The sequence below is a fragment of the Actinomadura kijaniata NBRC 14229 genome (assembly GCF_001552175.1).
Lineage (GTDB): Bacteria > Actinomycetota > Actinomycetes > Streptosporangiales > Streptosporangiaceae > Spirillospora > Spirillospora kijaniata.
Genome location: NZ_BCQR01000046.1, coordinates 41,425 through 60,132, shown reverse-complemented (window position 1 = coordinate 60,132; position 18,708 = coordinate 41,425). Strand labels below are relative to the sequence as shown.

General features: G+C 73.4%; 19 protein-coding genes. 9 read left to right on the top strand and 10 right to left on the bottom strand.

What is annotated here, in order from left to right; genetic code table 11:
- Positions 1–144: 144 nt before the first annotated feature.
- Complete coding sequence (locus AKI01S_RS16665; RefSeq protein ID WP_067817803.1) at positions 145–426, top strand: RNA polymerase sigma factor; 282 nt, start codon at positions 145–147, stop codon at positions 424–426.
- A 358-nt stretch (positions 427–784) separates the two neighbouring features.
- Here the strand turns inward: AKI01S_RS16665 and AKI01S_RS16660 are convergent, their stop codons facing one another.
- Both AKI01S_RS16660 and AKI01S_RS16655 read right to left on the bottom strand, forming a co-directional pair.
- Positions 785–1,012 (bottom strand): hypothetical protein, encoded by a 228-nt coding sequence (locus tag AKI01S_RS16660; RefSeq protein WP_067817800.1) that lies wholly within the window; start codon positions 1,010–1,012, stop codon positions 785–787.
- Positions 1,013–1,050: 38 nt separating this feature from the next.
- Positions 1,051–2,013, bottom strand: coding sequence for an outer membrane protein assembly factor BamB family protein (locus tag AKI01S_RS16655; protein ID WP_169813970.1), 963 nt, complete (start codon positions 2,011–2,013; stop codon positions 1,051–1,053).
- 225 nt (positions 2,014–2,238) lie between these two features.
- Between AKI01S_RS16655 and AKI01S_RS16650 the strand changes: the two genes are divergently transcribed.
- Together AKI01S_RS16650 and AKI01S_RS16645 are read left to right on the top strand one after the other, a co-directional pair.
- Positions 2,239–2,583: a VOC family protein gene (locus tag AKI01S_RS16650; RefSeq protein WP_067817794.1), complete on the top strand. Its 345-nt coding sequence runs from the start codon at positions 2,239–2,241 to the stop codon at positions 2,581–2,583.
- A gap of 70 nt (positions 2,584–2,653) precedes the next feature.
- A complete protein-coding gene (locus AKI01S_RS16645; protein WP_067817791.1) occupies positions 2,654–3,265 on the top strand; it encodes a VOC family protein in 612 nt (203 codons plus the stop codon).
- 43 nt (positions 3,266–3,308) lie between these two features.
- On the opposite strand, the gene AKI01S_RS16640 is transcribed toward AKI01S_RS16645, so the two are convergent.
- From AKI01S_RS16640 to AKI01S_RS16630, 3 genes are all read right to left on the bottom strand, one after another.
- Complete coding sequence (locus AKI01S_RS16640) at positions 3,309–4,610, bottom strand: glycosyltransferase (RefSeq protein ID WP_067817788.1); 1,302 nt, start codon at positions 4,608–4,610, stop codon at positions 3,309–3,311.
- The gene (locus tag AKI01S_RS16635; protein WP_169813969.1) at positions 4,603–5,175 is read right to left on the bottom strand and encodes a TetR/AcrR family transcriptional regulator; all 573 of its coding nucleotides are present in this window, start codon (positions 5,173–5,175) and stop codon (positions 4,603–4,605) included. Before AKI01S_RS16635 ends, AKI01S_RS16640 begins: the two co-directional genes overlap by 8 nt.
- Before the next feature lie 195 nt (positions 5,176–5,370).
- Positions 5,371–5,727 carry a VOC family protein gene (locus AKI01S_RS16630; protein WP_067817785.1) on the bottom strand — a complete coding sequence of 119 codons (357 nt, stop codon included), beginning with the start codon at positions 5,725–5,727 and terminating at the stop codon, positions 5,371–5,373.
- Between the two features lie 144 nt (positions 5,728–5,871).
- Between AKI01S_RS16630 and AKI01S_RS16625 the strand changes: the two genes are divergently transcribed.
- Entirely contained in the window at positions 5,872–8,673 is a 2,802-nt protein-coding gene (locus AKI01S_RS16625) for an ATP-binding protein (RefSeq protein WP_067817782.1), read from the top strand.
- Between the two features lie 116 nt (positions 8,674–8,789).
- Here the strand turns inward: AKI01S_RS16625 and AKI01S_RS16620 are convergent, their stop codons facing one another.
- A complete protein-coding gene (locus AKI01S_RS16620; protein ID WP_067817780.1) occupies positions 8,790–9,203 on the bottom strand; it encodes a VOC family protein in 414 nt (137 codons plus the stop codon).
- Between the two features lie 130 nt (positions 9,204–9,333).
- On the opposite strand from AKI01S_RS16620, the gene AKI01S_RS16615 reads away from it, so the two are divergent.
- From AKI01S_RS16615 to AKI01S_RS16600, 4 genes are all read left to right on the top strand, one after another.
- Entirely contained in the window at positions 9,334–10,197 is an 864-nt protein-coding gene (locus AKI01S_RS16615; protein ID WP_067817777.1) for a sigma-70 family RNA polymerase sigma factor, read from the top strand.
- A complete protein-coding gene (locus AKI01S_RS16610) occupies positions 10,194–10,625 on the top strand; it encodes a VOC family protein (protein ID WP_067817774.1) in 432 nt (143 codons plus the stop codon). The genes AKI01S_RS16615 and AKI01S_RS16610 overlap by 4 nt, the downstream gene beginning before the upstream one ends.
- A gap of 96 nt (positions 10,626–10,721) precedes the next feature.
- Positions 10,722–11,585 (top strand): AraC family transcriptional regulator, encoded by an 864-nt coding sequence (locus AKI01S_RS16605; protein WP_157419881.1) that lies wholly within the window; start codon positions 10,722–10,724, stop codon positions 11,583–11,585.
- A 55-nt stretch (positions 11,586–11,640) separates the two neighbouring features.
- Positions 11,641–12,567 carry a hypothetical protein gene (locus AKI01S_RS16600; RefSeq protein ID WP_157419880.1) on the top strand — a complete coding sequence of 309 codons (927 nt, stop codon included), beginning with the start codon at positions 11,641–11,643 and terminating at the stop codon, positions 12,565–12,567.
- A gap of 59 nt (positions 12,568–12,626) precedes the next feature.
- Here AKI01S_RS16600 and AKI01S_RS16595 read toward each other — a convergent pair whose 3' ends face one another.
- Together AKI01S_RS16595 and ccmA are read right to left on the bottom strand one after the other, a co-directional pair.
- A complete protein-coding gene (locus AKI01S_RS16595; RefSeq protein WP_245681650.1) occupies positions 12,627–14,102 on the bottom strand; it encodes a DUF6297 family protein in 1,476 nt (491 codons plus the stop codon).
- Positions 14,099–14,716 carry a heme ABC exporter ATP-binding protein CcmA gene (ccmA, locus tag AKI01S_RS16590; RefSeq protein ID WP_067817765.1) on the bottom strand — a complete coding sequence of 206 codons (618 nt, stop codon included), beginning with the start codon at positions 14,714–14,716 and terminating at the stop codon, positions 14,099–14,101. Before ccmA ends, AKI01S_RS16595 begins: the two co-directional genes overlap by 4 nt.
- Before the next feature lie 94 nt (positions 14,717–14,810).
- Here ccmA and AKI01S_RS16585 point away from each other — a divergent pair, with 94 nt between their 5' ends.
- Positions 14,811–15,251, top strand: coding sequence for a MarR family winged helix-turn-helix transcriptional regulator (locus tag AKI01S_RS16585; protein WP_067817849.1), 441 nt, complete (start codon positions 14,811–14,813; stop codon positions 15,249–15,251).
- A gap of 49 nt (positions 15,252–15,300) precedes the next feature.
- Here AKI01S_RS16585 and AKI01S_RS16580 read toward each other — a convergent pair whose 3' ends face one another.
- Together AKI01S_RS16580 and ligA are read right to left on the bottom strand one after the other, a co-directional pair.
- Positions 15,301–16,251, bottom strand: a complete 951-nt coding sequence (locus tag AKI01S_RS16580) for a phosphotransferase (RefSeq protein ID WP_067817762.1) — start codon at positions 16,249–16,251, stop codon at positions 15,301–15,303.
- Between the two features lie 128 nt (positions 16,252–16,379).
- Positions 16,380–18,497 carry an NAD-dependent DNA ligase LigA gene (gene ligA, locus AKI01S_RS16575; RefSeq protein ID WP_067817759.1) on the bottom strand — a complete coding sequence of 706 codons (2,118 nt, stop codon included), beginning with the start codon at positions 18,495–18,497 and terminating at the stop codon, positions 16,380–16,382.
- Positions 18,498–18,708: the final 211 nt, after the last annotated feature.

The following is an 18,708-nucleotide window of genomic DNA, read 5'->3' as shown; positions in this document are numbered from 1 at the left end:
GGCGGAACGCGACGGCTCACGTCCGCTGTGAGGGCTTTTCACCTGGTGTTCTCCTGGTGATCGAGTCCGTGCGCGGGCTCACGGGTGTCCCGCGCGTCATCCTCTAGTCCGTTCGCGGGCGCGAAAGGTTGCCGGACAATTCCGATGGATCGGTTCTGCTGGATTCCCCGGCGTTCGCGAACCGGAGGAGGCGGCCGAAGCCGGACGCCAGGGGGCGAACAGGCCGCGTTCGCGTTCTTCACCGGTCACTACGGTGAGCTGGCGCGCTTCGCGTACCTGCTCACCGGCGAGCACGACGCGGCCGAGGCGTTGGCCCAGGCATGGAAACACCGGAACCGGATCAGCTTCGCCGATCGGCCGCTGACGTACGTGCGCCGCATCGTGGCCAACCTGGCCGCGGACCCATACGGCGAGCCTGGTCCGTGAACGCCGCAGCTGGGGGCTGTGGGGCCGAGGCCGCAGCGACCGGGCCGAGCAGCCCGACACGGCAGGGGCGGTCGACCTCCGAAAGGCCCTGCTTCAGCTTCCCGCCGCAAACGCGCCTGCGTCGTCCTGCGCCAGCGCCCCGCCGCGCGGCGAAGAAGGCGACGGCCAGGTCGTCCTGGGTGAGGCTGTCGGCTTCCTCGTCCAGCGCGAGCACCCGCGTGCTGAGCTGCTCTACGGCGGTGTGGCCCATCTCGGTCGACACCTGGGCGTCTCTCATCTCGGCGGCGGCCACCGCGCCCGTCGCTCTCACCGAAGTCCGGTGGTCGTCGCCTGAAAGCGGCGGGCCCTATCTGCGGTCTCAGAACGCCATGATCGCGGGAACGGACTCTGTGGCAGAGCCCGCGTTGACCATGAGGTGACGGCCTCCGACGACGAGCATGCGGCAGGAGGCGTTGACGTCGTAGCGCAGCCAGGACTTGCGGCCCGGCTTGCCGGTGGCGGGGTCGAGGGCGATCAGCAGGGCGGGGTCGCCGGGGTCCTGGGACAGGACGGTCAGCCGACCGGCGGCCAGGGCCAGCGCCGTCACGCCGTCCTCGAACGTGGAGCGCCACAGCCGCCGGCCGGTCAGGTCGAAGGTGAGCAGGTCGTGTTCCAGGAGCCTGGCGCCGGGGGCTTGGCCGCGACGTGGATGCGGTCGCCGCCCACTGCGATCTTGCGGGTGAAGTCGCCCAGGTCCAGGTCGAGGTCGCCCTCGGGGCCGGAGACGGGGATCGCGCCCAGTCGCGTGCCCTTGGCGTCGAAGGTCAGCAGCTCGTCGCGGCTGCGCTCGCCGCCCTCCTTGACCCGCACGACCAGGGGTGAGACCGACAGCACCTCGGCGGCGTCGAACTTGGCGCCCACGCCCAGGTCGGCGACCCAGCGGGTCCGGCCGCGCGCCGGGTCGGCGACCGCGACCTTGGCGGCCTTCCTGCCGCAGCGGAAGGTCGCGACCACGGCGTCCGGTCCGGCCGCCATGGCACTGTCCCTGGCGGTGAAGGCGCAGCCGCGCGGCGGCGTCCAGGTCCAGCGGGCCCTGGCGGTGCGCAGGTCCAGCGCCCGCACCCGGCCCGCGACGGGCACCAGCGCCGACCCGGTACCGGCCTCGATCACGCCGTAGTAGTTGGTGCCGGGGATCGCGGTGCGCGCCAGGCGGCGCGTCCACAGCGCCTTGCCGGTGGCCAGGTCGATCGCCGTGACGCGGTCGCAGGGCTCGTCCTCCAGGCCCTGGCCGATCAGCCCGACGCCCTGGTCGGCGTGCTCGGCCACGGTGCACACGATCTGCGGGGCGGGCACGGTGTGGGTCCACAGCGGCCGGCCGTTGGTCAGGTCGTAGGCCGCCGCGCCGTCGCTGCGCACGCGCACCACCGCGTTGCCGTTGATCCAGGCGGCCTTGCCCTTCATCGTCTTGGGCCGGTCGGGCCCGACCAGCCAGGCGGCCTCCCGGGGCTTCTCGCCGGCGTCGTCGGAGGAGCATCCGACGAGCCCGCCGAGCAGCGTCACCACCGCCGCACCCCACGCCACCCTCTTCACCACAGACGTCCGCCTCATCTCTTCCCTCGGCTTTTGCGCGGATCTGACGTTGGCGGCAGGGCTCGCGTTCCCCCGGCCCGCGCCCGCTCCCGGGAACCCTCCGCGGCGGCCACCGTGCGCGATCCGTGCCGCCGGTCCGTGGCCGGTTCCGTGGTCGCCACGGATGCCCGCGGGCCGGGCCGGGCGAAAAGCTATGGCTATCCACACAGCGGGTCGATGCGACCCACGACCGCAGGAGTGACCATGACCGGAGCTTCCACCCAGGGAATCAGGACCGTGCTGCATCCGGTGTCCGACCTGGCGAAGGCCAAGGCGGTGTACGCGGCGCTGCTCGGCGTCCCGCCGCAGACCGACGCGCCCTTCTACGTCGGCTTTGAGGCCGAGGGCCAGCACATCGGGCTGGTTCCCGGCGGCGAGGGCTCGCCGGTGTCCTACTGGCACGTACCCGACATCGAGGCGAAGCTCGCCGAGGTGTCCGCCGCGGGCGCCACCGTCAAGGAGCCCGCGCACGACGTCGGCGGCGGCCGGCTGGTGGCCACCTTCACCGACCTCGACGGCAACGTCCTCGGCCTCGTCCAGGACCGCTGAACACCCGCCCCATCCGCCGCCCGGCGGCCGCTGACAAGACGACGAACCCCTCTCGCCCGAAGGACCTGCCATGACCTCCCTGGAATCCGTCACCCTGGAAGTTCCCGACCCCACGGCCGCGGACGCCTTCTACCAGGCCTTCGGTCTGGGCTCATACGTGAACGTGCGCGCCTCGGACGCGCCGACGACCGGCTTTCGCGGGTTCGCGCTGTCCCTCGTGGTGTCCCAGCCGGGCAACGTCGACGCCCTCATCGGCGCCGCCCTCGACGCCGGGGCCACGACGCTGAAGCCGGCCACGAAGGGGTTCTGGGGCTACGGCGGCGTCGTGCGCGCCCCGGACGGGACGATCTGCAAGCTCGCGACCTCGAAGAAGAAGGACACCGGTCCCGCCACCCGGCACATCGACCAGGTCGCGCTCCTGCTGGGGGTGGCGGACGTCAAGGCGAGCAAGCGGTTCTACGTCGACCGCGGCCTGGCCGTGGGCAAGAGCTTCGGCGGCAAGTACGTCGAGTTCGACACCCCGTCGTCGGCCGTCACGCTGGCGCTCTACCCGCGCCGCGCCCTCGCCAAGGACACCGGCGTCCCCCAGGAGGGCACCGGATCGCACCGGATCGTGATCGGCGGCGACGCCGGGCCCTTCACCGACCCCGACGGGTTCGAATGGGAAGCCGCATCCGCCTGAGGGGCTGCGCTCGGTCCCTTCCAACGGTCGCCGGTGCGCGGGATCAGCTCGACCGTTCGGCCTCAAGGGTGCCCTCGTCGCCGGCGGCCGCCCGTCCGGCGAGGGCCTCCAGTTCGGCGACCGCCTGGTCGGTGGCCGTCTCGGCGGCGATCTCGCTCGCCAGCCGCCGCGCCTCGCGCCGGTAGGACGGGTCGTGCAGGATCCGGCCGACCGCGCGGGCGATGGCGCGGGATGAGGCGTTCTTGCCCACGGTGATCCCGGCGCCGGCGAGTTCGACGTGCCGCGCCACCTCGCGCTGGTCGCGCCCGAGCGGCATGCAGACCAGGGGGACCCCGGCGGCCAGGGACTTGACGGCCGTCCCGTGGCCGGCGTGCGTGATGGTCACCGCGGCGTGGCGCAGCGCGGCGCTGTGCGGCGCCGCCGCGGTGACCAGGACGTTGCCGGGCGCGCGGACCGTCGCCGGGTCCACGGCCGGGCCGGTGGTCAGCAGCCCGCGCACCGGCAGCGTGCCGAGGGCCTCGGCGATGCGCTCCAGTTGCCCGCGCTGGTTCATGAACGACGAGCTCAGGCCGACCAGGACCAGCGGCGCGTCACCCCCGGGCAGTTCCAGCTCCCCGGCCCAGGCCGGGTCGTCGAGCCGTGGGCCGACGTGCCGCAGGTAGGCGGGGAAGCGCCTGCCGGGGTAGTCGAGCGCACGCGGGGACAGCACGAGCAGCCGGTCGACGCGGTCGAACGCGTCGACCACCGAGTCCAACGGCCGCAGGCCGTTCTCGACGCGGGCGGCGTTGAGCGCGGGCAGTCCCTTCTCCCACGGCTTGAGCATCATCCGGGTCAGCACCCGGTCCCGCAGGCGCCCCAGCGCGCCCGTGGCGGGGGCGAGGCCCGGGCCGGGCGGCGGCGCCCCCGGAGTGGGCAACGGATAGAGGGTCGTCACCAGCGAGGCCACGGGGACCCCGGCGGCCTCGCCGCCGGTGAGCACGCCGAGCAGCATGTGCTCGGTGACCAGCACGTCGGCGGGGCGGGCGCGCAGCTCGGCGAGCGTGTCCCGGGCGTAGTCGGCCGCGGGACCGCACACGATGCGATCTCTCAGCCGCGCGAACTCACCGAGCGGCGTGCGGGCCTCGAAGTCCTTGATGACGTCCTTGGCCGGGTCGGCGGTGTCGCCCTGGGGCGCCGTGGTCCAGGCGATCGGCTCCGCGCCGCTGGCGACGACCTCCTCGCGCAGTGACCTGTCGGCCAGCACCCGGACGCCGTGGCCGCGCCCGCGCAGCGCGCGGGCGACCGACAGGACGGGTGGCACGGCCCCGCCGCCGGACCAGGTGGCGAACAGGAAGTTCTCAGGCATCGCGTTTCCTCCGGGGGTCGATCGAGGTCAACAGGTCGCGCATGGCGCGTTCGGCGTCCTCGCGCGACAGGCCGAGGTCGCGCCGCCACAGCTTCCACAGGTAGATGTCGGTGGCGGCGTAGTGCAGGTTCAACGCGTGCTCGCGGGCGGGGCCCGGGGCGGGCAGGCGGTCGGCGAAGACCTGCTCCAGCCACGCCCGGTGCTGGCCGCGCGCGTGAGCGGCCGCCCGGGCGAACGCCGGGACACGGTCGATCTGCGCGGTCCAGAGCACGTTGGCGTCGCCCTGCCGCTCGTAGTCCGCGAAGAGCACGGCCACGATCGCCGCCACGTCACCGGTCGGCGCCTGGCGGGCGACCGCCGTTCGCGACGCCATCCGGTCGGCGACGGCGTCGGCCAGCCCGTCCTTGCCCCCGAAGTGGTTGACGATCGTCTGCACCGACACGTCCGCCTCGTCGGCGACGTGTTGCAGCGTGACGTCGTCGTACCACCGCCGCATCCACAGCGCGGCCGCCGCTTCCAGCACGCGCGTACGCGTGACCTCCACGGCCGCGGCACGGGCGCCCATGCGGTACGGACGCCTGCTCCCACTTTCCATGGAGTATGTCTATATTCAATTGAGTTATGAGTCAAGCGAAACCTGCTCACGGGCCGACGCCCCCTGCCCCACGCATGCGAAACGCGGCTCGGATCCGCCGGAGCGGGAGCCGCGTTCGATGAGCATCGACAGCGCCGGTGCCGCCCGCCAAGGGGGCGGCGGCGCTCATCGATCCTGGATCAGCCCGAGAACGTTGCCGTCGGGATCGGTGACGGTGGCCACGCGACGACCGCCGCCGACGTCGCGCACGGGTTCCTTGACGGTGGCGCCCGCGGCGGTCACCTCGGCGAGCTTCGCCTCGATGTCCGGCACGTGCCAGTAGGCCACCGGCGAGGTCATGCCCTGTGGTCCGCCGCCCGGCACCAGCCCGATGCGCTGGCCCCCGACCACGAATCCGACGTAGTAGGGCGAATCATTCTCCGGCGGGACGCCGAGCAGCGCCGCGTACACCGCCTTGGCCGCCGCCAGGTCCGACACCGGATGCAGCACCGTCCTGATCCCCTGGGCGGGAGAGCCGGTCATGATCACTCCTTGGGTCGTGGGCCTTCACCGGCCCGATCCGCACGGCTTCACAGCCTCCCTCCGGCACGGCCGGTCCACATCCGTGGTGACCACGGACCACACCACGGACCGGGAGCGCGAAGAGGGATACGGCAGAATGCGACCGTGGCGACGACAACGGACGTCTCGGCCCGCGAGGCCGAGGTACTGGAGCTGGTCGGGGAGCATCTCAGCAACGCCGAGATCGCGGCCCGGCTGTTCATCTCGGTGCGGACCGTGGAGAGCCACGTCTCTTCGCTGCTGCGCAAGCTGGAAATGCCGGACCGGCGGGCGCTCGCCCAGCGCGCGTCCGGTCTCGCCCGGGCCGACCGGCCCCACTCGGCACCGGCCCTGCCGGCCCCGCTGACCTCGTTCGTCGGCCGGGTGCGGGAGCGGGCCGACCTGACCGAGATGATCAAGTCGCACCGGCAGGTGACCGCGGTCGGCCCCGGCGGGGTGGGCAAGACCCGGCTCGCGCTGGCGGTGGCCGCGGACGCGGCCGGCGACTTCGCCGACGGGGTGTGGTTCGTCGACCTGACCCCGGTCACCGCCCCGGACATGATCGCCACCGCGGTCGCCGACGCGCTCGGCCTCGGCGAGCTGCCCGGCCGCGGCATGGACGAGTCGGTGGTCGCGGCGCTGACCGACCGCCACACGCTGCTGGTGCTGGACAACTGCGAGCAGGTGCGGGACGGGGTGGCGCTGTTCCTCGAACGGCTGCTCGCGAGCTGCCCCCGGCTGACGGTGCTGGCGACCAGCCGGGCGCGGCTGGTGGTGCCGTTCGAGCGGGTGTACGCGGTCCCGCCGCTCTCGCTGGCCAGCGGCGGCGAGTCGGACGCGGTCATGCTGTTCATGGAACGGGCCGCGGCGGTGGGCTGGCCGCTGGATCCCCCGCTGTTCGACCATGTCGCGTCGATCTGTGAACGGCTGGACGGGATGGCGCTGGCGATCGAGCTGGCCGCCGCCCGGTACCCCACGTTCGGGCTGGACGGCCTCACCGCCGCCCTGTCCCATCCGCTCCGGATGCTCACCGGCGGTTCCCGCGCCGACGACCGGCACCGCTCGGTGCGGGCGGTGCTGGACTGGAGCCACGACCTGCTGGAGCCGGCCGACCAGGCGCTGCTGCGCCAGGTGTCGGTGTTCATGGCGCCGTTCACGGCCCGGGCGGCGGCGGAGGTCGCCGGGGTCGAGGAGATCCTCGTCGCCGACGGGCTGGCCCGGCTCGCCGAGCAGAGCCTGCTGGTGGTGACGGTGTCCCCGGGCGGGACCCGGTACCGGGCGCTGGAGACCATCCGCCAGTACGGGGCCGAGCGGCTCGCCGAGGCCGGTGAGCTGGCCGAGGTCCGCTCCCGGCACCGCCGCTGGTGCCTGGAGCGGGCCGCCGACCTGGCGGTGGTGGGCGCGGACTGGCGGCCCGCGTTCGACGCGGTCGCCGACGATCTCCGCGCCGCCCTGGCGTGGGCGGCGCAGGAGCCGGAGCAGCGCGCGGACGCGTACCGCCTCGCCCGGCACCTGGCGGAGCTGACCTTCACCCGCAACCTGGTCGGCGAGTCCCAGCAGCGGTACGAGCAGGCGGCCGCGTTCGCCGAGGACCCGGGCTCGGCCGCGTCGGCGCTCCGGGACGCCGCGGCCGTCGCCGGCTGCCGGATGCGCGGCGACGACATGCACCACCTTCACCGCGCGGCCGCGGAAGCCGCCCGCCGGGCCGGGGACGCCGCCGGCGCCGCCTGCGACCTGGCGACCATCGCCACCAACGCGTGCCGGTTCGCGAGCAAGTTCGTGCGGAAGCTGTCACCGGAGGAGACGGCCGCGCTCATCGCCCAGGCGCGGGAGCTGGCCGGCGAGGACCCGGCGGCCCAGGCCACGGTGGCGCTGGCCGAGGCCGCGCAGGCGCTCGACGACGCGGTCGGCTCCGTCCGGGGCCGCCCCGGCGACTCCGCGCCGGAGATGATCGCGCGCGCCCTGCGGGCCGTCGAGCTGACCCACCGCACGGGTGACCCGCTCGCCGAGTCCGCCGCGTTCGACGTGCTGGCCGGCACCCAGAGCTGGGCCGGTGACACGTTCGCCGCCGCCGCCACGGCCCGGTTCCGGGTCACGCTGCTGTCGTCCGCGCCGAACACGCCCGCCGCCACCCACGAGCTGGTCGAGGCGCTCGGCGAGGCCGTCGAGTCCAGCCTCGGCACCGGCGACCTGCCGGGGGCCCGCCGGTGGGCACGGCAACTCGCGGACCACCCGCTGCTGGCCGAGGTCGGCCACCGCGCCATGAGCTGGCCGCTGGTCACCGACGCGCTGGCGGGCGACGCCGACCGGATGCTCACCGGCGGCGTCCGGTTCCTCGACGCGTGGCGGCGGGCCGGCAGCCCCACCAGTTCGGCCCTCGGCCCGGCGGTGGCCGCGATGGTGATGATCCACGGCCTCCGCGACGACCACGACGCCCAGGGCGAGTGGGAGGCGGTCCTGGCCCGGTTCGGCACCCCGCCGGAGCACACCTACGGCTACGGGGCGGTCTTCGACGCGATGCTCCTGCTCCACCGGGGACAGGCGCCCGAGGCGCTGGAGCGGATGGCCCCCGAACCCGGCGACGTCTGGAAGTGGGTCACCTGGATCTGGCTCCACTGGTACGTGGCGCTGCGCGCGGAGGCCGCCGTGCTCGCCGGGCGCCCCGACGCCCGCGACCGCCTGGCCGACGCCCGGGCCGCCACGGCCGGGAACCCGGTCGCCGCCGCCATCGTGGAGCGCGCCGAGGCGCTGCTCGACGACGACCGGGAGCGGCTGCTCGCCACGGCGTACGCCTTCGACGCCACCGGTTGCCGGTACCAGTCGGCGCGGACCCTGGTGCTCGCGGGCGGCGAGCACGCCGCCCGCGGCGCCGCCGCGCTCGCCGATCTCGGCCTCGCCCCCATGGCTCCGCTCCGGCGCCCGAGCTGACCCCCGGTCGCGGTCGACGCGGCGTTCGGCCGCGCCACCGCACGTCGGCCCCGCGACCGGCGCCGACACGACCCCGCATCGACGCCGGTCGCGGGGCCGCCCCCACGCGCCGGGGACTACTCGGCGTAAGGCTGGTCCGTTCCCTGGTCGCTGTAGCCGAGGCTCCAGACGTAGCCGTCCGGGTCCGCGAAGGTGCCGCCGTAACCGCCCCACGGCAGGGCGCCGGCGGGCCTGAGGATCGTGGCACCGGCCTTCTCGGCCTCCGCCATGACCTCGTCGACCCGCGCCTCACTCCGGACGACGTAGGTGAGGACGAGCCCGCTGAAGCCGCTGCCCTCCGGGCTCGTGCCCACCTGCTCGGCCAGGCCCTCGCGGCCGTAGAAGCCGACGGGCGAGCCCCCGTCCGGCTCGAAGAACACCGAGATGCCCCAGTCGTTCTTGATCTTCCAGCCGAGCCCCTCGGTGTAGAACTGCTTGGATCGGTCCAGGTCCCGGACTCCGAGGAGGATCGAGCTCACGTGCGCCTTCATGCCTTGTCTCCCTGTGTTTGAGATGCCGCCCGAACAGGCGGCCCGGGCCTCCAGGTCGGGCCCGGATGTCACATCGGCGTGGTTTCGCCGGTCAGTCAGTACGACAGGCCGAAACGAAGGAATGTGACTGATGGCTGAGCAGGACTGGCTGAGCGAGCGGTTCACCGAGCACCAGGGCCGCTTGCAGGCGGTGGCCTACCGGATGCTCGGCTCCCCCGGCGAGGCCGAGGACGCGGTGCAGGAGGCATGGCTGCGGGTCAGCCGCGCCGACACCGACCAGGTGGAGAACCCGGCGGGCTGGCTGACCACGGTCGTCGCCCGGGTCTGCCTGAACATGCTCCAGGCCCGCCGGGCCCGGCGCGAGGAGTCGGCCGGGGCACTGCCGCCCGAGCCGGACGTGAACGTCCACCCCATCGGCCGGGACGGCCCCGAGGACGAGGCCCTGCTGTCCGATTCGGTCGGCGTCGCGCTGATGGTGGTGCTGGACACGCTGACTCCCGCCGAGCGGCTCGCGTTCGTCCTGCACGACGTCTTCGCCGTGCCGTTCGGCGAGATCGGCGCCGTCATCGACCGCTCCCCGGCGGCGGCCCGGCAACTGGCCAGCCGGGCCCGGCGCCGGGTGCAGGGAGCGTCCGACGCGTCCGACGCCGCGCGATCGGCGAAGCGGGAGATCGTCGCCGCCTTCCTCGCCGCCTCCCGGAACGGGGATTTCGCCGCCCTGCTGGAACTGCTCGATCCGGACGCCGTGGTCGGCGAGGTCCGCGGCGGCCAGGCGGTGGCGGCGTTCTTCGCCGGACGAGCCCAGGCCGCCCGGCTCGCCCTGGTCGACGGCGTTCCGGGAGCCGTCTGGACGCACCGCGGCCAGCCGAAGGCGGTCTTCACGTTCACCATCGACGACCGGAAGATCACCCGCATCACCATCGACACCGACCCGGACCGGCTCGGCGACCTCGACGTCGTCTTCCTCCCCGCCAACGGCGAGGAGCGGCGTTGACCGGCCCGGACCTCAAGCTCTCGGCCTGCGCTCTGGCCGTCCACGACGTTGACGAGGCGCTCGGCTTCTACCGTGACGTGCTCGGCTTCGAGGTGCGCGGTGACACCGGATCCGCAGGGGTACGGCGGGTGAGCGTCGGCCCGCCGTCGCAGCCGGACGTGCGGATCCTGCTCCAACCGCCCGGCTCCGGCCCGGGCGTCTCGCCGACCGACCGGCAGACGATCCAGGACCTTCTCTCCAAGGGCCTGCTGGGCCACCTGGTCTTCGTGACCGACAACTGCGACGCCGCCTTCGAGCACATCGAGGCCACAGGCGCGGAAGTGATGCAAGAACCGGTCGACCGGCCCGACGGCACCCGCGACTGCGCCTTCCTCGACCCCTCCGGCAATACGCTGCGATTCACCCAGCCACGGCAGGCAACGCCCTGAAGGCCACACCCTCCCCGCCAGGCCGCCGCACCATTTCGCGGTGGCGCGGAACCAGGGCTGGCGTGTCCCGTGGTCGGACCTGGGCGGCGAGGGACCGTGCGACTCGACGTGGTGCGCGGCTGGAAGGGAGGGGAGACGGTCTCTACGGTGGAGCGGGTGGAGGTCGTGCGTTGTCCGCCGGGGTTGCTGTCAGGCGTACAAGGGGTGCGGTGCTTGGGATACCGCGCGCACTTCGAGCAGCCGCAGGTGCGTCATCTGGCGCCGAGCGGTGGTGTGAAGGTGATCCTTCGGTTCGGTGACCCGGTGCGGTCCGCGGTCGGGACGTCGGGATCGGTGCCCGCGACGGCGTCGGCGCTGGTCGTAGGGCTCAAGGACACACCGGGGCGGACGGCGCACGCCGGTGATGTGCACAGCCTCCAGATCCAGATGCCACCGCTGGACGCGTACAGGGTGCTCGGTGTGCCGATGCGGGAGCTCAGCGGCGCCGCGGTCGATCTCGCCGACGTGTTCGGCCCGTCCGCGGACCTGCTGGTCGAGCGTCTTGCGCTGACCGACGGCTGGGACGCGCGGTTCCGGCTGCTGGGCCGGGTGCTCGCCCAGCGCGTGGCCGACAGTGATCCGCCGGACCCGGCCGTCGCCTGGGCGTGGCAGCGGATACGCCGCTCCGGTGGGGCGGTGGCGATCGGTGAGCTGGCCGCCGAGCTCGGAATGAGCCGCCGGCACCTGAACCGCCGGTTCCATCACCAGCTGGGCCTGCCGCCCAAACGCCTGGCGCGCGTCCTGCGTTTCCGGCGTGCCGCGCGCCTACACGCCACGAGACCGCAGTGGTCATTGGCGCGTATCGCCGCCGAGTGCGGCTACTACGACCACGCCCATCTCAACGCCGACTTCCGCTCGCTGGCCGGCTGCTCCCCCACCGAATGGGCCGCCAGGCCGGACGTTCTCGCCCTGCCGGCCTGACCGGGTGTCCCATTCTTCCAAGTCTCCCGGGAGGACGCGGCCATAGCGTCGCGGCATGCCTTTCACCCTTCGTGCGGCCATGGCCCTCTCCGTTCTGGCCGCCATGCTCCTGACCGCCGCGATGCTGGTCGAGCAGTTCGCCGGGGCGTCGTTGCGGACCGCGTTCTGGCCCGCGTTCTGGGCGGCGGCGCTGCTGTTGTTCGCCGCCATGGCGGACCGGCGGTGGGGACGAACGATGCTGGCGGTGCAGGCCGGGCTCACCGTTGTGCTGTCGCCGGTCCTGGTGTCGGCCGAACCGTCGGAGCTGGATCCCATGCGGCGGCCGGATGCGGCGGTAGGGCTGGCCCTGGCGTGTGCGGCCGTCCAGTTCGTTGCCGTGGTCCTGGCATACCTGCCGCCCTCCACCGCCTATATCCGAACCACCGGCAGGCGCGAGCTGTCCCCCACCATGCGCAAGGGTGTGCTGGTGGTGCACGTGACCAGCTCGGTCGCGTGGCTGGGGATCATCACCGTGCAGGGCTCGCTCGGCATCACCGCGGTGACCACCGACGATGCCGGTCTGGCACGGGCGATGTTCACCGCCATGCTGGTCATCGACGCCACCTTCCTGGGCCCGGCCGCGTTCTGCGCCCTTTTCACCGGGATCATGCTGGCCGCCGGTACCCGCTGGGGCCTGCTGCGCCGGTGGTGGGTGGCGACCAAGTTCGCCACCATGCTCGTGCTGATGGTGCTGCCGATCCTCGCCTGGCAGGACGTCCCGGTCGACGGCCTCGCGCTCGTCGAGGCCGGACGCCCCCTCGCCGAAGTCCGCGCCACGCTCGGCGCCACCCCGTACCTGGCCATGGTTTCCCCGGCACTGGCGCTGTTCGCGGTCATCCTCTCGATCACCAAGCCCTGGGGGCTGACCCCCCTCGGCCGCCGCCACCGGCGACCCCACCATCGGACCACCGCCGTACCCGAACCTCGCCGTTCATCGGCGTGACAGCGACCCCAAACCGCAGGCACCCCAGACCAAGCGCACGAGCTGCCCGGCCTTCGTCCCTACGCGCGCCTTGGGACGGCGCAGTAGGCCGCCAGCACCGCCGCGCCCCACACCGCCTGCGCCGCGAGCAGCGGACCGGTCACCCCGCCGGCGAACGCCACGAGCGCGGGCAGGCACCCGAGCGCGGCGACGTCGGCGCCGGCCAGTGCCCACAGCACCGGACCGAGCGGCACCGAGCCGAAGGGCGTGTCCATGACGGGCATCGCGTGCTCGATGGGACGGCGCCGCGCCATCCGCAGCGCGCCCGCCGCCAGCGCCGGCGCGCACAGCCCCCCGAGCAGCCAGAAGGGTCCGCCGGGGGCCACGATGTCCAGTCCTGCCAGCGCGAGGGTCGACCAGGAGCCGCCGAGCAGGACGGGCAGCACCGCCCTCGCCGCGAGGAGCGCGCGCGGACCGGCGCCGAGCAGGCGCGCCAGCGCCGCGTCCCCGGCGTCCCGGCGCGCCCCCGCGGTGCCCATCGCGGCGACCGTCAACGCGCCCGCCGCAAGCACGATCAGCGCTCCCGCTCCCCCGCCACCCGCCCGCGCGACCAGAGCCGGCAGAACGGTCGTCGCCGCCACCAGCGCGAGGAGTCCCGGCCGCCGCGCCAGCCGCCGCCAGTCCAGCCAGGCGACCGCCGCCGCCCCGCGCAGCCGCGACGGCCAGGCGCGCGACCGCAGGACGCGCGACCGCCAGTGCGCGTCCTCAGCGATCCAGGTCAGCGAACCCGGATCCATGACGACGAACGCGTCCGCCACGAGCCCCGCCCGGGTCGACGCGTCCAGGATGGCGCGGGCCGGGATGCGAGCCACGGCCGCCCAGGCCCGTCCCGCGAGGCCGGCGGCCACTACGGCCGATACGGACGCCGCCGCCATCCACGCCGACAGAGGAGACGACGCGATGCCGGAGAGCACTCCCTGCCCCGGCCCCGCACCCATGACCGCCACGGCCACCGCCACCACCACGAGGGAGGCGAGCACCGCGACCAGCCGACCGTCCCAGGACTGCGACGCCTGCGCCAGCACGGCCGCCGCCATCCCGCCCAGCGTCCACGACATGCCCAGCACCACGGACGCGAGCAGCCGGAGGGCCAACGCGTCGGGGCCGCCGAGCGCGCTCAGCAGCGCCAGGCCGAGGGCCGTACCACCAACAACGCACACCGCGACGAGGACCAGCAGCGTTCGGGCCAGCACACCGCGGCGCGGCAACGGCGAAAGGACCAGCCACGCGGCGTCCGCCGCCGACACCCCCACCGGCCCGGCCACACGCGCGAGGGCCAGCGAGCCCGCCAGCAGCAACGCGATCAGCGCCAGGCCCGCACCCGCCCGCGCCGGATCGACGTCGCGGGGCAGAGCCGACACGGCGCGGCCGACCAGCGGGGCCGCCAGCACCACCAGCAGGCCCAGGCTCAGCAGGGTGACGTACCGGTCGGACCAGGTGCGACGCCTGCGACCCCGGAGCCGCACGAACGACCGGATCTCCGCCAGCCCGCTCACGCGGCGGGCTCCAGGGCGAGGTGCCGGGCGTCTTCGGCGAACCGCGGGTCGTGCGTCACCATCACCACCGTGCCGCCGTCCGCGGCATACTCGGCGAGCAGCCCCGCGAGCCGTTCCCGGAAGGCCGTGTCAAGCCCGCGCTCCGGCTCGTCCAGCAGCAACAACCGGCTCGGCCGTAGGAGCGCCATGGCCAGGGACAGCCGCTGGCGCTGCCCGGTCGACAGCGACGACGGGGCCCGGTCGGCGCAGCCGGCCAGCTCGAACAGCTCCAAGGCCGCCCGCACTTCCAGACGCCCGGAACCATGCACCGCTCGCATCAGCTCCAGGTGCTCCCTCACGGTCAGCCCCGGATACCAGGTGGGCTCGTCACCGGCCAGGGCGACCTCGCGCCAGAAATCCGGCTCGTCGAGGGGCGGGCGCCCCAGCACGTCCACGCTGCCCGAGGCCTGCTGCAAGCCCGCAAGGCAGCGCAGCAAGGTCGTCTTCCCGACACCGTTGGCGCCGAGCACCGCGACCACCTCCCCGGGCACGACCGTGAGGTCGACTCCGCGCAGTACCGGGACGCCGCCCAGCTCCACACCCACGTCACGGGCGATGATGATCGGTTCGGTCACCGGCCCAGCCTAGAACCCGCCCGGTGGATCATGCATGTGCTGACGGTCCGCCCGGAGGATTCATTGGCTGCGCCAACAAGATAGGGTGGTCGTCGTGGAAAAGACCCCCTCGCGCCTGACCGCGAAGCCGAGTTGGCTGCTCGGCCAGGTAGCGGTGCACGCCCACCGGCTGGCGTCCGATGGTTTCGGCGAGGTGGGGGCGCGCGGGTACCACTACCGGATCCTGGCCGCGCTGGATGAGTTCGGGGCGGCCAGCCAGGCCGACCTCGGCCGCCGGTGCAGCATGGACCGCAGCGACGTGGTGGCGGCGCTCAACGAACTGGCCGAGCAGGGCTTCGTCGAGCGGACGCCGGACCCCGACGACCGAAGGCGCAACATCGTGACCCTCACCAAGGCGGGTCAACGACAGCTACAGCGCATGGACCGAGCACTCGACAAGGTGCAGGACGACCTGCTCGAACCGCTCGCGGCCAAGGACCGGCAGACCCTGACCCGCCTGCTCACGCAGCTCCTGGCCCACCACCAGCGAGGGTGAGGAACCCGACCCGGTCCTTCGCCACTGGTCGGCTGGTGGACGCCGTGCACTAGTCGGCCATGCCGCCGGCGAACGGCATCGTCCGCCATTGGTCGATGGCCGGCTCCACGTACTCCACCAGCGGGGGCAGCTGCGGCGCGAGGGTGAGGCAGGCGATGGCCCGCAGCATCCCCACGGCGTTCACGAACCCCAGGACGTCCTTGTCCAGCGGCCTCATGCCGTTGCGCTGCGCACCCCGGTCGTAGGCGGATTCGAGCGCCGGTCCCAAGGCGGCCAGGTCCCATTCGACGGGCCCCAGTGTGACCAGCTCGAAGTCGGCGTAGAGGTCCCTGTCCACCCCGGCGAAGATGTTGGCGGGTGGGGAGTCGCCGTGGATGGGCTGAAGGTCGATCCCCGGGAACCTCTCTTCGAACGCCGTGCGTGAGCGCACGAGAGGTTCCAGGATCTGCCATTCGCGGCGTGCGCGGTCCAGCTCGGCCGGACCGATCAGGTCGGGGTGGCTCTGGAGCAGGGCGAGGCTCTCTGTGACGAACCGCGGTTCGGCCGAGGACAGATACGACAGGCGACCCGGGTACGCGCGCATCGCGGCGTGCAGGTCGGCGACCATTTCGCAGTTCGCCGCGTAGTCGGGTTCTCTGGCGGGGTCTTCCTCGACGAACTGCCAGAACGTCATCGAGAACCCGTCCCGCCGGACGGGTTCCCGCGGCACCAGGGGGCTGGGAGGGATCACGGGGGTCCCCTGGCCCGCCAGCCACCGCGTCACGTCCAGCTCGGCCTGCTGGCGGCGCGCCAGGGAATCGAGGTCCGTGGAGGGCGGCAGAACGGTGGGGACCCGGGCCACGACCGGTGCGGGTGCGAGGTGAACGACGACGGAGAACAGGTCGTGCAGCACCGTGGCGTCGGTGACGCTCAGGCCCAGGTCGCGTCCTGCCCCAACGGCCGCGTCGATCGCGGCACAGGTGCGGTGGGCGAGGTGTCGCGGCGTCGCGAAATCGGTCACGACTTGATCGTTCCACGTCGGGCGGCGGCACAACCACGGCTCACCCACCCGTGCCGTTCACCCGCGCAGGTCTCCGGAGCGGCCCGGGGGCCACGCCCACCAGGACGTGACCCCCGCGGACCACGCGCTCACAGCAGGTCGGCGACCATGGTCGCGAACTCCTCCGGCGTGATGATCCTGACCTCGAGCTTCTCGGCCTTGGCCCTCTTGGATCCGGCCTTCTCCCCCGCCACCACCAGCGAGGTCCTGGCCGACACCGAGGAGGAGGCCTTGCCTCCGGCGCTTTCGATCAGTTCGTTCATCTGGTTGCGGGACAGCTCGGCCAGCGGACCGGTCATCGAGCCGGTCACCACCACCGACATCCCCGCCAGCGGCAGGTCGGCCGCGGCCTGCTCGGCCTGCTGGGCCTGCTCGGCGTCCGGTTCGCCGCCCGGCGAGGGCGGGGTGGCGCCGGGCTCGGTCATGTTCACCCCGGCCGCCACCAGCTTGTCGATCAGCGGGGCGAGCTCGGCCAGCTCGGCGACCAGGATCGTGGCGCGTTCCGGGCCGACCCCGTCGACCTGCTGGAACGCCTCGGCGTCGGCGGCGCGGATGTGGTCCATCGTGGCGAAGTGCCGGGCGATGCGCCGCGACATCGACCGTCCGGTGCCGCGCACGCCCAGCGCGCAGAACACCTTGTTCAGCGGCTTGGACTTGGCGGCCTCGATCGCGCCCAGCAGGTTGTCGGTGCTGGTCTCGCCCATCCGCTCCAGGCCCAGGACCTGTTCGCGGGTCAGGGTGAACAGGTCGGCGAAGTCGGTGACGTGCCCGGCGGCCACCAGCTGGTCGATGATCTTCTCGCCGAGGCCCTCGACGTCGAGCTGGTCGCGGCCCACCGCGTACCGGATCGAGGTCACCGCCATGCAGGCGCGGCCCTGGACGCAGCGCCAGCGCTCCTGGCTCCGGTCGATCTCGCCGCCGCAGTGGGGGCAGGTCTCGGGGATCGCGATCGGGGTCTGGTCGCCGGTGCGCAGCGACACCACCGGGGCCTCCACCCGCGGGATGACGTCCCCGGCGCGGTAGACGGTGACGCTGTCACCGATCATCAGGTCCCGGCGGGCGATGTCGGCCGGGTTGTGCAGCGTGGCGTAGGTGATGACCACCCCGTCGATCTCGACCGGCTCCAGCACCGCCCGCGGCGCGATGATGCCGGTGCGGCCGACGTTCCACTCCACCGCCAGCAGCTTGGTGATCTTCTCCACCGCGGGCAGCTTGTAGGCGATCGCCCAGCGCGGCGCGCGCGAGGAGAATCCGGCGTCGGCCTGGTCGGCGGCCAGATCGGCCTTGACCACGATGCCGTCGATCCCGAACTCCAGCTCGGCCCGCGCCCCGGCGATCTGCTCGACCCGCTGCTGCACCTGCTCGACCGTCTCGGCGGTGCTCCCGGCCACCGGGGTGGCCGAGGTCGTCTGGATCCCCCACTCCTCCACCAGCCCCATGATCTGGCTGTGCGGCAGGGAACGCAGCCGCTCGGCCGGCTCCTCGCCGGTCCCCGCCCCGAACCCGGCGTCGGCGGGCAGCGGCAGCGCGCCGTAGCCGAAGAACGTCATCTCGACCTTGTAGGGCCGGTCCTGGGCTCGCAACGACCCGGCCGCGGCGCTGCGCGGATTGGCGAACGCCGTCCCGCCGGAGGCCACCCGAGCCTCGGTCGCGGCCTCGAACTGCGCGGTCGTCATCAGGATCTCACCGCGGATCTCCACCGTGACCGGCGCCGACAGCCGTCGCGGCAGCCCCAGCACGCTGTCGATGCCGTGCGAGACGTCCTCCCCGGCCGCGCCGTCGCCCCGCGTCACCAACTGCGCCAGGCCGCCGTCGACGTACCGGGCCGAGATCGCCAGGCCGTCCAGCTTGGGCTCCACGCTCCACCGCTCGACCGGCCGCCCGATCCGGCGCTCCAGCCCCGCCGCCCAGGCCGCCAGCTCCTCGGCCCCGAACACGTTGTCCAACGACAACATCGGCACGGTGTGCGGAACGTCGCCCACCACCGCGCCTCCGGCGACCTTCCCGGTCGGCGAGTCGGGCCGCACCTGCTCGGGATGCGCCTGCTCGTAGGCGGCGATCCCCCGCACCAGCCGATCGAACTCGTCGTCGTCCAGCGGGGAGGAGCCGTCGGCGTAGTAGGCGGCCGACGCCTGGACGGCGGTCTGCACGGCCGCGGCGTAGGCGGCCTCATCTTCGATCAACGTGACCGGGGCGGTGTCGCTCATGATCCCATCATCCCGCCTGCCACTGACATTTTCACCGGACGGCGGGGCGAGTGGCGCGCTCTCCCGACCGGACGACCGCACGGACAAGGCGAGAACGCGTTCACCCGTTACCGCCCCGCTCCGGGCACCGGCGGGCGTTCATCCGCGTCGGAACGGCGATATCTCCGTCTGACCGATGCGCCGACACCGTTGCCATTCAGTTGAAGCTCAG

Bases quoted from the DNA above. Each gene is read 5' to 3' on its own strand.
- AKI01S_RS16650 (WP_067817794.1), top strand. From the start codon at position 2,239: ATGACCGGAGCTTCCACCCAGGGAATCAGGACCGTGCTGCATCCGGTG.
- AKI01S_RS16620 (WP_067817780.1), bottom strand. From the start codon at position 9,203: ATGAAGGCGCACGTGAGCTCGATCCTCCTCGGAGTCCGGGACCTGGAC.
- AKI01S_RS16615 (WP_067817777.1), top strand. From the start codon at position 9,334: ATGGCTGAGCAGGACTGGCTGAGCGAGCGGTTCACCGAGCACCAGGGC.
- ligA (WP_067817759.1), bottom strand. From the start codon at position 18,497: ATGAGCGACACCGCCCCGGTCACGTTGATCGAAGATGAGGCCGCCTAC.
- AKI01S_RS16645 (WP_067817791.1), top strand. From the start codon at position 2,654: ATGACCTCCCTGGAATCCGTCACCCTGGAAGTTCCCGACCCCACGGCC.
- AKI01S_RS16640 (WP_067817788.1), bottom strand. From the start codon at position 4,610: ATGCCTGAGAACTTCCTGTTCGCCACCTGGTCCGGCGGCGGGGCCGTG.
- AKI01S_RS16630 (WP_067817785.1), bottom strand. From the start codon at position 5,727: ATGACCGGCTCTCCCGCCCAGGGGATCAGGACGGTGCTGCATCCGGTG.
- AKI01S_RS16655 (WP_169813970.1), bottom strand. From the start codon at position 2,013: ATGAGGCGGACGTCTGTGGTGAAGAGGGTGGCGTGGGGTGCGGCGGTG.
- AKI01S_RS16665 (WP_067817803.1), top strand. From the start codon at position 145: ATGGATCGGTTCTGCTGGATTCCCCGGCGTTCGCGAACCGGAGGAGGC.
- AKI01S_RS16600 (WP_157419880.1), top strand. From the start codon at position 11,641: ATGCCTTTCACCCTTCGTGCGGCCATGGCCCTCTCCGTTCTGGCCGCC.
- AKI01S_RS16635 (WP_169813969.1), bottom strand. From the start codon at position 5,175: ATGGGCGCCCGTGCCGCGGCCGTGGAGGTCACGCGTACGCGCGTGCTG.